This is a genomic window from Shewanella mesophila (genome assembly GCF_019457515.1).
In the GTDB taxonomy this organism is placed as follows: Bacteria; Pseudomonadota; Gammaproteobacteria; order Enterobacterales; family Shewanellaceae; genus Shewanella; species Shewanella mesophila.
Window position 1 is genome coordinate 578,334 of the sequence record NZ_CP080421.1, and the last position, 11,614, is coordinate 589,947.

The window sequence follows — 11,614 nt, forward strand, 5'->3', positions numbered from 1 at the left end:
CAGAAAGCGCCTCTAGGCACTCGCTGCATGAAATTGGCTGGTGGAGGCAGTGTATACACCTGTTGAGTCAAGCTGTATCACAATCAATTTAAATGAGCTAAAAAGGGCGCTGGATTGGTGACAATCCGCGCCCTTTTTTTGAAACGATAGGTTAACTACTTAATGCATAGCCACCTTTAAGGTGAGCTATGTTGCTAAAACCTAGGCGGTGCATGGCTTGAGCCGCCACCATAGAGCGACTACCACTACGACAGACTAAGACCCACTCATCTTGCTTGTCATGCTGATGCTGCTGAATAAACTGCACCAGTCGTGTCATTGGGATATTAATGCTGTGTTCGCTCAATTCACCGAGTTCATGTTGCAAAGCGTATTCATGGGGCTCACGAATATCCAGGAGTTTGATTGTCCGTGCTTGCTGAAACTGCTGCTTAAGACTGCTAGCATCGTACTCTTTGATCACGGCTTTATCGCAACTTCCAGTGTAGGCACCGCAGATGATCTCTGTGCCCATCTCATCATTGAGATGGGTATCGAGTTGCGCTTTTTGCTGCTCAAATAGGCCAACTGGCATCACGCCATTGATGGTCTCGTCAAGCAGTGCATTACGAGTAAACTCAGCGCCAAAACTGGTGGTAAACTCATTATTGTAGTCGTGGCTTGGGCACAATAAGGTGTGGTTGCCAATCAAGCTGTGCAGCAGTTTTAGGCTGTAAAACATCTGTTTAGCACAGCTGGAATCAAAGTTGGTTCTGCCTAGGCTGCCCATTAATATCATGTCACCGCAGAAGGCAAACAAGACAGTGCCTTGTGGGTTAACCAGCAATAGGCTGATGCTGTCTTTGGTGTGGCCTGGTGTGGCCAGCTTAATCAGTGTCAACTCGCCAAGCTTAACCGCTTGCACTGGGCGACCGCCAATATCGGTTAATGTATGGTCTGCTGGCCAACCAAGGTGATCGGCTGCCTGCAGCGGTAAGTAGCGCTCGGCTAATGCAGCGCGGCCCGAGACATGATCGGCGTGACCATGAGTGTCGATAAAGGCGATAGGCGTTAATTGCTGACACTGCAACAGGGTGTCAATGCGCTGCTCTAGCTCTGGCAGAGGGTCGATGATCAGCGCTTGTTTACTCTTGTGATCGGCATAAATCCAAGTGCAACTAGCACCTGACTTGAGCTGTACTAAACCATTGAGTGGGGTTTTATCCTGCACATTCGCATCAATCTTTAATGATAGACAACTATTGCCAAGGGCATTAGCGGCCGATTGAATTCGCTCGCAGGCTAGATCGACTTCTGCTTGTGTCATGGCGGGGCCAAATGAGAGGCGAATGGCGGATTCGCTTTGCCACGCGGGCAATCCCATGGCATCGAGAACAAAGCTGCGTGTGACTTTCGAGCTACAGGCAGAACCTGAGCTGACACTAATATTGGCGGCATCGAACAGATTCATGATCTCTTTACTACTAAAACCCGGCACGGCGAAATTGAGTGTGGTGGGAACGCTATTGCTAAAGCTGTGGTTAAATACAATGGTTGGAAATGCGCGCTGCAGCGCCTGGGTGAGCTGCGTCCGGTAGCTATGCAAGCTTGCTATTGGAAAGAACGCACTATCATCCTGGTTGAGCAGCATCTCAAACACCACGTTTAACGCCGCCATACCAGGCAGATTTTCGGTGCCAGAACGAAGGCCGCCCTCTTGACCACCGCCTGCAATAAATGGGGTAAACGGCGCACTTTCGCGAATATATACAAAGCCTATACCTTTTGGGGCGTAGAGTTTATGGCCACTAAACGGTGCGTAATCTATGCTGGTTTCTGCCAGATTTAAGGCTCGCTTCCCGAGTGCTTGGACGCAATCTACCATCCAAAACAGATCGGGATTATGCTGACGAATGAGGCAGTCTAATGCGGCTAAGTCTTGGTAGACACCAGTTTCGTTATTCACCGCCATGGTGCAGATCATTAAGGCATTCGCCGCCTCTTGGGCGATAAAGTCACGATCCAGCTCACCGCTGCCGTCCACTGGAATCGCTTTGAGCTCGGCATTGATACCCAATAGTTGGTTCCAGTGCGCTAACGAGTTCGGTACGGCTTTATGTTCTGTGGCGCCGTAAAGTAGGGTGTAGTTTTTGTTTGGCTTTAGTGATGCCTTAGCGTGAACTAGCGCAGACAAAATAGCCGTTTGTATCCCTTCGGTTGCGCCGCTGGTAAAGATAATTTTGCCTTGGTTTGCACCGAGTAATTGCTTTGCATTATGTCTGGTTTGCTCCATAAGGCTTTTTGCTTTGAGGCCTGTGATATGGCTACTCGATGGATTGCCAAATAGCTCCTCCATCGCGCTCATGGCAGCTTTGGCGGCTTGTGGCAGAACAGGGGTAGTGGCGTTGGCGTCGAGATAAATTTGGCTAAGGCTGGTGGTTTGGCTCATGGGATACTCACAAAATTATTTTTATTATTAGAAAAAAGACCCATATAACAAAATGGAATAACTAATTCGATGCGGCTATATTAGCAGGTTGTGCGTATTGATCAAGATCACATTTTTAGGTTGCGAGTTGGTGGGAGCAGTTGGGAGTATTAGTCTTGTTGTGGAGGTTTTTAAGCGAAGTTAATATCGCTAAATATGGGAACGATTTGGTGGTGTTGATATTAAAGAGCCTCCCGTTGATGGAGGCTTTAGCTATTGCTTCACAGGTTTAAAGGTGGTGCTTTTGGTGTTAAATTTTTACTTTAATCACCACTTTTCTTACCGTTTTAGGTGTGGCTGAAGTGCCAGGCATATGCATGTCTTGTGGGAAAAACAGGGCAAACATCCCTGCTTTTAAGGGGATAAATGCCGCACCGTCTTTATTGGACTCATAATCATACTCTGCGTAGTCGTGTTTCTCAAAGTAGGGTCTTGATGGTGTCTGATCCGCAAGCGGCAGATAACCAAACTCCTCTTCACCGCTGACCACATATTGCACGTCGATATAGCGGCGGTGTACCTCAAAAGGCTCCACTTCTCTTGGCTTAGTTTCATAGTCGTTAACGATAACAAACAGATCTTTGCCGTCGAGTTCATAGGTACCCACTTCGAGTCGGCTGAAGTCGGTATCGACCAAGTGCTTAAGTGCTGTAGCGATGCGTGGACCAAGGTGGGTGTATTGTTCAATATTATCGAGAGTGTCTACTATCATGGCTAAAAGTCGGTGAGTTAAATAAAGGATTAGTTTAGCAAGCTTTTTAGCGCTCTAGGTAGCATTAGCTTCCGGGGATAGCAATATTGCATGATTGCCTAAAATCCTTCCACCATTTAACGTGGTGCTTCATCTGCCGTTTGAGTTGTGCGGGCAAGGCATCGTCGTCATCAGCAAAGTGAGCATTAACATAGTCCTGATAAATGGTGCCCTCAAAAAGTTGCTGCATCGGCTGACTTAAACGGTAATGCAGTTGATTTAGTTGGGATAGATAAGCCTGAGTTTGAGCCAGATAGTATTTGTGAAACACATTTTGCAAAATTGTTTGTTGCTGATTTGCATGGCCCGGACGGCAAGCGGCGCGGGCTTGATGTTGAAATAAATAATCATTGAGTTCCCTCAGCTCAAACACACTCACCGATAGTGATCTTAGGTATTGGTTGAGTAGGGGATGACGGTGAAAGATAGCTAAGGTCTGCTCTAAATCATCGATTTCAATTTGCTGCCAATCTTGGGTGATGATCTGCAGCTTAATGCCATTGAGCTGAGTCAGTGCACTCTCAAATTCAAGCCTACCATACTGCATCTCATCTAGCGTGAGCGAGTCGTAACCGATGAATAACCGCTTGTTGATGCTTCTATCGCGTGTCAGCATTTGGATAAAAACATCGAGCGCCTGCTGCTGCTTTTGCGCAAGGCCTTGCCTCTGTGTGGCGATGAGTGCCGCATCGTCAAGGCTTGCTATGCATGCAGGGGCGAGTTGAATAAAACGAATATGATAAATGAGTCGTTGGCTTGGGGGCGCGACCTTGCCAAGGGAACTGTTGTGGTTCGCAATGAGTTCACCGAGTTTACAATGGTTGAGCTTAAAGCTTTGTAAGATTGAGATGTTCAAACGTGAAGGCATTTGGTGAGCGGCTTTAGGCAAGATTAATGGGGCAAAGTCGGTCGACTCGAACGGAACCTCTAATACTGCTTCAAGCCGTTTGGTGTAATCATGCCAAACGTAGTCGGCATCTCTATCTGGCTGACAGCCACAAAGTAAAAACGCCGCTATAAGTATGAGGGCTGCTGTTTTTGCAGTCATAATCGCATCGCCCCGCTGCATAAATTTATCTTACAATATAGCGGCTAAGCGCATCGGTAACATCATTGTCTGTGCGCTAGGGCTTGTGCATGACTAGGCTAGAGTTGACCTCAAAGGCGATGCCATGAGTTTCAAAGGCTGACTTGAGTGCAGCAGCAGTTTTGGAGTGAGGCTTTAGTGGAAAGCTGATTTTGCCTCTTGTGCCATGAATAAACAGATGATCACCGAGCAGGCGAACTGAGTTTATCTCATCAAAACTTAACCGCAGATCGCGAGGCTGAGTGAAATCACTCTCTACAGACATCTTGATAAAGTTAACCGACTTAGCCGAGAAAATGATTTTTTGGCTGTTAATCGCTACGGCCCAATAAAGCATTGCAATGCTATATGCTGCAAATAGCAGGTATTCTGCGAAGCTCTCTCGTTGCTTAATAAAAAAGTTAATGCCAACCAATACTATCGTTAGGGTAATAATAAAACGCCCTAAGGTTTTATAGGGCCTAATGCAGATGTTTTCGTGTAACGTATCCATTGTCGTTCTCCCTGTGACTTCCTGCCACAGCGGTATTTTAGAACACTGACCAATGACAACCCAAGTAAAATTCCTTTAATATGCTATTTTTTTACAAAATAGAGGGAGACCGCAGGGTGCCTAATTTTAAGCCAAGAGTTCGTTTTCTTGCGGGCCCAACGGCCTTTAAACTGATCCGTGAGCGAGGCCTGAATCCTGCACTATTTTCTCAATTGCTGGCGGCATCGGGTGGCCCTAAATGGATCGGGCTTGCGGCTTTAGATCGTCTGCTATTTAGTGAGTTTTTTAAAGATAGAGATAAACCGCTACATACCTTAGGTGCATCATCTGGGGCATGGCGTTTAGCTTGTCTGGCACAAGATGATCCGCTCTTGGCCTATGATCGCTTAGAGCGAGCCTATATTCAGCAGCGATATGATGTGAAGCCGACACCTCGCCAAGTCTCGGATCAAGTTACAGGGATTATTGATGAGATATTGGGCGATAATGCAGGTCGGGATATCCTTGATAACCCAATCATTAATAGTCACTTTATTGCGTGCAGAGCGAGACATTTAAGTGCTCTGCCTAATCGTGTGGCATTAGGCTTAGGGCTGACAACCACAGCGATAAGCAACCTGCTAAGCCGAAAAACCTTAGGGCTGCATTTTCAGCGCTATCTTTTTGGTCGTGAGCTCGTCGATTCTCCTTTTTCCTCACTGCAAGACCTACCGAGCCATTATGTGGATCTCGGACCAAATAACATTAAGCAAGTTTTGCTCGCTACGGGATCTATCCCTTGGGTATTAGCGCCCGTTAAACAGATCTCTGGTGCACCAAAAGGTGACTACTATGACGGTGGGATTACCGATTATCACTTTGACCTGCCGATTGAGGGCGCGGATGGGTTGACCCTCTATCCGCACTTTAACAGCAATATATTGCCTGGCTGGTTTGATAAATCCCTATCTTGGCGTCGTGCCAAAGCCAATTATCATAATGCGTTAATTTTGGTGCCAAGCCATGAGTTCCTTGCCGCTTTACCCTACGGAAAATTGCCCGATCGTCGGGATTTTTCATGTTTAAGCAGTGATGAAAGAATTCGCTACTGGCAACAAGCCGCGACCATGAGTCGGGTGTTAGCCGATGATTTTTATGCCATTTGGCAAAGAGGTGAGATCGCACAACATATGGAGCCGTTTTAGATTGAGTCATCACTGCAACAAAATGGCTTATGCCTAGGTCTAATGAGAGAATGGAGTGCCGTTTGATTGGCATGGTTAGCCTAATTCAGTAATGAGTTTACAGCAGCAATTTTTGCTAGCTGCTACACTTTACTATTATTGCTTCAGGTCAAAATTCAACCGCTTTTGAGAGGTGTGTTAGGCGAGTGACCCTGGAGAAGGAGGTTGCTATGTTAACTCAAGAGATGGCGTTAATCACTCGTGATGATCTACTGTTGCCTGGCGGCAGGATTGAAATACGAGTTGCGGGACCGAGTGCTTTGAGTTTAATCGCCGAAGTGCTAAAAGGTCATTATTCATTGGCGTTTGCGATGAGTAAACTCAATGAAACTCCCCCCTGTTATCCCATAGCAACCCAGTGTGAAATTATCGATTTTAATCAATTGGATGATGACTCTTTAGGTGTTGTTTTAGAAGGGAAGCAAAGGGTTAAGATCCTGTCTGCAGCAAAACGCCGAGATGGCAATTGGATAGCGAGGACGTTAGCTTGCAGCAATTGGCAAGAGGAGCCAATCCAAGGCGAATTTGAACTCATTAGTGCGGCGTTACAGCAGTTTTATGATGTTAATCCTGCACTGTTTGAGCTTTATGGCGATCTCCATCTTGAGGACGCAACTTGGGTGAGCCAACGTTGGTTAGAAGTGTTACCTCTGTATAACAGAGACAAGCAAGTCTTAGTTAACCAACCTGATTGCCACAAAACCATGAACTTTGTACTCGAATTAATTAAGTCCCATGTAGGTCATTAATCTGATCGCGGTTATCTATTTTTGCTAACATAGCCGCCTCTTTGTTTTTGGCAGCACTTTCTTAGGCAGTATATCTATGGTTCGGGCGACTCAGGCATCCTCAGTTGTATTACCTTTACGTCAGCATGCTCCAGCCACTGTGCTTGAGTTTTTAACCGCTCAATTTCCGCAAATTCCCTATGACGTTTGGTATGCCAGAGTGCTCGACGGCAAGGTGCATTGGCAAAATGGCGATAGGATTACTCTCGACAGTCAATATGTGGCAAAACAGAGAGTGTGCTATTACCGTGAAGTGGTTGAAGAGCCCAAAATTCCGCTCTATGAGTCGATTGTCTATCAAGATGAGCGAATCATTATTGCCAACAAGCCGCATTTCCTCGCGCTTCATCCCAGTGGTCAATACGTTAACGAGTGTTTAGTCAATCGCTTGCGGATAAAAACGGGTTTCGAACAACTAGTGCCTGCTCACAGGCTCGACAGAGCAACTGCGGGGCTAGTGATTTTGATTAAAGAGCCACAATATCGAGACGCCTATCATGGGCTGTTTCGTGATGGCGCGATCAATAAAACCTATCAAGCGCTTGCGCCGTTAACGGCTGAGCTTCGCCAGCAATATGCTGATGGTCTGCTGGCGCGGCCTGTGTACTGGAGTGTAAAAAATCGGCTAGTTAAAGCTGAGCCTTCATTTTTAAGAAAGGTGATTGCAGGAGAGGCTAACTCTCATTCAGAAATTGCTCTGCTGGAGGTTTGTGATGGTATTGGGCGATTTGAACTGTCGCCAATTACAGGTAAAACCCATCAGCTAAGAGTACATATGCAGAGCCTAGGGATGTCCATCCTTAATGACAGATGTTACCCCCAATTATTACCCAATGCCGGGGATGATTATACCCATCCGTTAAAGCTATTGGCACAAAGAGTCGAGTTTACCGACCTTATTAGTCGTCGCCATATCGATATTCAGCTGGATGACCTTAAGTTTTAACCAATAACCAATACTATTCTTTACAGTTTCTCGGTGGGTTAAATTGCGTTTGGGAGTTATCAGCATGCAATACACTGATCTGTTTCGGGGCGCCATTGGCACTAAAGGTCACCAAGCCTACACCACTTTTATTGATCAGCCGCTGGCTGCGATGACCATTTGGTCTGCGGCCTCGAATTGACATACGTTTTCGCTTAGTAAAGAAGTTTAGCGGGGAAAAATGGCCGTAGAGCCAGCCGTTTAACTTATCAAAAACAGGTAACAGTTTTTCGGGAAATTGATTCTTTATCCCGCTGCTGGTGATCTGATAAATTTTAGGGCTCATGGAACGAAATCGGATCCCTATGTCATAGGCAAAAGAGTAATGCACATCACCCGATAGGATCACAAACTGCTGTGGCGTTTTTCGATGTTGAAAGATACTCAGTAACGTATTGGCCGTACCAGGGTGGGCCATCCAGTTTTCAGCATCGACTAGCAGTGACGCGCCAAAAAAGGTGGCGATACCTTGTACCGCTTCTATCAGTTTTACCCCAAATATCGGCGCCGCCGAGACGATAATCACCTTATCTTGACCGACAAGTTGCTGCTGCAGCTCCATTAAGGCTTCCCAATCCATCAGACCCGAGGGTTTAGCGAGGTTCGATTCGCTACGCCAGCGCTGAGTTCGTGTGTCGAGCACCACAAGTTTAGGGCTAGTATTCAGGCTATAGTGCCACCGTTCAAAGGTTAGCAGGGTGTCTATTAAGGCATCATGTTGCGGCTCATCGGGGCTGGCTAAAAAAGTGGTTAACTTGGGGATGATCTCTGATTTAAATTTTTCAGGCTGATTACCAATGCCTTGAAACAGGGCGTAGCCTATCAATGCATTACCTATGATACGTTTCGAAAATGGGTGGCCGTAGGCTGCTTGTTCCCATTTTGCGGTTAGGTTCCAGTCGTCGGTAATATCATGATCGTCAAAAATCATATAGGTCGGCAGGTGAGCCAATAGCCGCCTAACTTGAGTGAGTCCCGCCTTAAATTCGAGTAAATGGGTCCATTCTCGCTGCCAGCGGCTGCTGTTAGGGGCCGATAGTCCGCTAACGTGCTTGGGAATATCGATCAGCTGCCATAGCTCTGGTGACCAATAGAGCAGGTATAGCGCGGTGATCTCCGCCAAACTGGTCAAGTGGTTTTCGGCTATCGATGATGTGAATATGGGGTGATTAATATACCAACGTACTAAAGCGCTCCCTGCTGGATATTCGGTACGTGGGAGCAAGTTTTTATGCCTTTGATACATGGCCGCAGGATGATAGCTGATCTGCTTGCTATTAATCAGGGAGGTTTGTTGAAAATGTTCATCATCGAGCTGCAAGAGTTCGATGGTTTTGCCTATGGCGAAAAGCATAGGGCCTGCCACATCATCTACATAAACTTGATCGCCACTTAACATGAGCAGAGCGGGTCTGGCGGTTTCACTTAGGTCCTGCTCTAGCAATGTATCACAAGCGACTAAGGCGTCGCCGCTATGGTGATGTGCGTTGCGACAAGAACCATGCAGGAGTTTATCTATTTCTGGCTTGATAACAAATTGAGGATGAGTTTGATTTAAATAGGTTAAGCCATCGACCGCACTAAAAAGATCACCGTGAACACTGTCGATAAGTCGATAATCTACGCTGGTATTGAGCGGGTTTAACTCCAGGCGATTGAGATGGATCAGGTACTGATGAGCTCGCTCACCCAATTTAAAATAATGGATCTCTTCTTGGCTTAGATGACTTTTTTCTGCGCCTAAATACAAATCGAGATCATGTAAAGGCGCGCTGGTGACCAGCCACAGCGTGAAGTTTTCTTGATCGCAATGACGCAGGATTGGACCGGCTAGTAGCAAAGGAAGTGCGGGTGCCATTATCTGTTGATTTTCATCCATTAGGTTATTCTGTCTACTCTATCCTGCACCGTTTTGGCCTATTGGGCTAGTTTGCATTTCATCTCTGGCGATTGAAACCCCCAAGTGATCATCGCTTCACCATTATGTTCCCAAAGCTGCTCATTTTGACCTTGATACTTAGCGCCGCTAGCACTGGGCTGTATCGTCATAAACGACACTCTGTCACCATACTCGGCGATGAGGCTGGCAGGAGAGGTCTCAAAGTAAGTGACAATAACCTCGTTAGCTGGGGTGTTATCACAGGTGTAAAGTATTGGCTTTGAGTGTGCAACCAGACGGTATTTAGCTTGTAGCTCTGTGATACGGCGAATGTAGTTACCGGTGACACAGAGCTTTTTATCATCACTTTTCCAACAATCGTTACGGCCTTTTATCCATCCCCGTTGTTCTGCTTTTAAGATGGGAGGATATTCATTGTTGGCTTTGATCACCGCTTGCCGATAAACCTTGCTCATCTGATTATCCAGCGTAGCCAGTTCATCATCTTGGCAAATAAGTGTTTCGATGCTCGTTAATGATGAACTGTTGCAGTCATAGCTGGGTGACACATGAGCGGGTGAGGCATGCTTAGTTGAGATAGAGTTAGGTGAGGCATTGGGAGCGATCGCTGAGCCATTATCTGCCGTTACGCTGCATCCTGCGAACATGATGCTCAAAGCCAGAGGAAGTAAAGTCAGTTTGTTCATGGCGTTAGCTCCCGATTGGTATAAATCCATAGTGCAGTAGAGGATATCCCTTCATTCCGCGTACGGCAAACATTTACGATTAATTAAACTTAATCAGTATCTTAGCTATACTTGTTCGATAACGCGCAAAGCGGAGGGCGATCACTTTTAAAGTGAGGGTAAAAGGGGCATTATTAAAAGTCAGCGATGTAGAGGGGGCTGTAGCCAAGATGAAAACACGTATCATATTAAATGGTAAGAAAGCGACAGTGGAAGGCGTAAGGCTGGCGATTGAAGAGGTTCGTAACCAATATGAGCTTGAGGTTAGAGTAACCTACGAAGCTGGCGATATAGCAAGATTGGTCAGCGAGTCTATTCGTGACCAGTGTTCGCGGATTATTGCCGCTGGTGGTGATGGTACTGTAAATGAGGTGGTTGATGCCTTAATGCAGCACCCGAAAAACGAGCGTCCCGAAGTCGCAATCTTTCCACTAGGTACCGCCAATGATTTTGCTTCGGCTTGCGCTATTCCTGAGGATTTCGTTGAGGCCTTGTCATTAGCTGCGGCTGGAAATACCTATTGGATTGACGTTATCAAGGCAAATGAGCGTCATGTTATCAACGTCGCCAGTGGTGGCTTTGGCGCGCAAGTGACATCTAACACCCCGGTGGCATTGAAAAATTTCCTTGGCGGTGGTGCCTACACCTTATCTGGCGTGATTCAAGCCCTTAATTTTAAGCCCTATAAAGGCGAGTTTATTATCGGTGATGAAACTGCTTCTAGTCATCTGCTAGCCGGTGCTATCTGTAATAGTCGCCAAGCTGGAGGCGGCCAAGTATTAGCGCCACATGCCTATATCAATGATGGCTTGATGGATTTAGTGGCGCTGCATGATTTTCCAATAGAGGCGTTATCTCAAGTTATCGAAGAGTTTGGTGAGCCCAAGGATGACAATCAATATGTTATTTATACGCAAAAATGTTCGGCGTGCTGGCGCAGTGATCCACCTATGCCGATTAATTTGGATGGTGAACCCATCTCTGAAAACGAGGTGAAGTTTGAGCTTGTTGCAGATGCGGTTAAAATGGTTCTGCCATCAGATTGTCCAACCTTAAGGCCGGGCAGTCAGTCATTGTAGCCAATCTGGGCTATTAGTAAGATAAAATAGGATCCTGTCCATCTTAGCGCTTTCATTCACTGACAATAGACAGGATTTTTGCCAGCTTGTAGAGTGCTTATGGCTCATGATTAAAC

General features: G+C 46.4%; 10 protein-coding genes. 4 read left to right on the forward strand and 6 right to left on the reverse strand.

Annotated elements, in window-relative coordinates; genetic code table 11:
• Positions 1-151: 151 nt before the first annotated feature.
• The 4 genes from K0I73_RS02585 to K0I73_RS02600 all read right to left on the reverse strand — a co-directional run bounded on the left by K0I73_RS02585 (position 152) and on the right by K0I73_RS02600 (position 4,798).
• Positions 152-2,428, reverse strand: a complete 2,277-nt coding sequence (locus K0I73_RS02585; RefSeq protein WP_220062995.1) for an aminotransferase class V-fold PLP-dependent enzyme — start codon at positions 2,426-2,428, stop codon at positions 152-154.
• A gap of 289 nt (positions 2,429-2,717) precedes the next feature.
• Positions 2,718-3,179 (reverse strand): NanQ anomerase/TabA/YiaL family protein, encoded by a 462-nt coding sequence (locus tag K0I73_RS02590; protein WP_220062996.1) that lies wholly within the window; start codon positions 3,177-3,179, stop codon positions 2,718-2,720.
• A 64-nt stretch (positions 3,180-3,243) separates the two neighbouring features.
• Positions 3,244-4,266 (reverse strand): DUF3080 family protein, encoded by a 1,023-nt coding sequence (locus K0I73_RS02595; RefSeq protein WP_220062997.1) that lies wholly within the window; start codon positions 4,264-4,266, stop codon positions 3,244-3,246.
• 76 nt (positions 4,267-4,342) lie between these two features.
• The gene (locus tag K0I73_RS02600) at positions 4,343-4,798 is read right to left on the reverse strand and encodes a hypothetical protein (RefSeq protein ID WP_220062998.1); all 456 of its coding nucleotides are present in this window, start codon (positions 4,796-4,798) and stop codon (positions 4,343-4,345) included.
• 116 nt (positions 4,799-4,914) lie between these two features.
• Here K0I73_RS02600 and K0I73_RS02605 point away from each other — a divergent pair, with 116 nt between their 5' ends.
• The 3 genes from K0I73_RS02605 to K0I73_RS02615 all read left to right on the forward strand — a co-directional run bounded on the left by K0I73_RS02605 (position 4,915) and on the right by K0I73_RS02615 (position 7,755).
• Complete coding sequence (locus K0I73_RS02605; protein WP_258405268.1) at positions 4,915-5,982, forward strand: patatin-like phospholipase family protein; 1,068 nt, start codon at positions 4,915-4,917, stop codon at positions 5,980-5,982.
• A 209-nt stretch (positions 5,983-6,191) separates the two neighbouring features.
• Entirely contained in the window at positions 6,192-6,770 is a 579-nt protein-coding gene (locus tag K0I73_RS02610; protein ID WP_220063000.1) for an LON peptidase substrate-binding domain-containing protein, read from the forward strand.
• A 76-nt stretch (positions 6,771-6,846) separates the two neighbouring features.
• Positions 6,847-7,755 carry a pseudouridine synthase gene (locus tag K0I73_RS02615; protein ID WP_220063001.1) on the forward strand — a complete coding sequence of 303 codons (909 nt, stop codon included), beginning with the start codon at positions 6,847-6,849 and terminating at the stop codon, positions 7,753-7,755.
• 13 nt (positions 7,756-7,768) lie between these two features.
• On the opposite strand, the gene K0I73_RS02620 is transcribed toward K0I73_RS02615, so the two are convergent.
• Together K0I73_RS02620 and K0I73_RS02625 are read right to left on the reverse strand one after the other, a co-directional pair.
• Positions 7,769-9,652 carry an alkaline phosphatase D family protein gene (locus K0I73_RS02620; RefSeq protein ID WP_220064229.1) on the reverse strand — a complete coding sequence of 628 codons (1,884 nt, stop codon included), beginning with the start codon at positions 9,650-9,652 and terminating at the stop codon, positions 7,769-7,771.
• Positions 9,653-9,711: 59 nt separating this feature from the next.
• Positions 9,712-10,380 carry an MliC family protein gene (locus K0I73_RS02625; protein ID WP_220063002.1) on the reverse strand — a complete coding sequence of 223 codons (669 nt, stop codon included), beginning with the start codon at positions 10,378-10,380 and terminating at the stop codon, positions 9,712-9,714.
• Between the two features lie 209 nt (positions 10,381-10,589).
• Here K0I73_RS02625 and yegS point away from each other — a divergent pair, with 209 nt between their 5' ends.
• On the forward strand, positions 10,590-11,498 hold the full coding sequence (yegS, locus tag K0I73_RS02630) for a lipid kinase YegS (protein WP_220063003.1): 909 nt from the start codon (positions 10,590-10,592) through the stop codon (positions 11,496-11,498).
• Positions 11,499-11,614: the final 116 nt, after the last annotated feature.

Excerpts from the sequence above, each read along its gene's own strand:
- K0I73_RS02585 (WP_220062995.1), bottom strand. The coding sequence starts at position 2,428 with ATGAGCCAAACCACCAGCCTTAGCCAAATTTATCTCGACGCCAACGCC.
- K0I73_RS02590 (WP_220062996.1), bottom strand. The coding sequence starts at position 3,179 with ATGATAGTAGACACTCTCGATAATATTGAACAATACACCCACCTTGGT.
- K0I73_RS02595 (WP_220062997.1), bottom strand. The coding sequence starts at position 4,266 with ATGACTGCAAAAACAGCAGCCCTCATACTTATAGCGGCGTTTTTACTT.
- K0I73_RS02600 (WP_220062998.1), bottom strand. The coding sequence starts at position 4,798 with ATGGATACGTTACACGAAAACATCTGCATTAGGCCCTATAAAACCTTA.
- K0I73_RS02610 (WP_220063000.1), top strand. The coding sequence starts at position 6,192 with ATGTTAACTCAAGAGATGGCGTTAATCACTCGTGATGATCTACTGTTG.
- K0I73_RS02615 (WP_220063001.1), top strand. The coding sequence starts at position 6,847 with ATGGTTCGGGCGACTCAGGCATCCTCAGTTGTATTACCTTTACGTCAG.
- K0I73_RS02620 (WP_220064229.1), bottom strand. The coding sequence starts at position 9,652 with ATGGCACCCGCACTTCCTTTGCTACTAGCCGGTCCAATCCTGCGTCAT.
- K0I73_RS02625 (WP_220063002.1), bottom strand. The coding sequence starts at position 10,380 with ATGAACAAACTGACTTTACTTCCTCTGGCTTTGAGCATCATGTTCGCA.
- yegS (WP_220063003.1), top strand. The coding sequence starts at position 10,590 with ATGAAAACACGTATCATATTAAATGGTAAGAAAGCGACAGTGGAAGGC.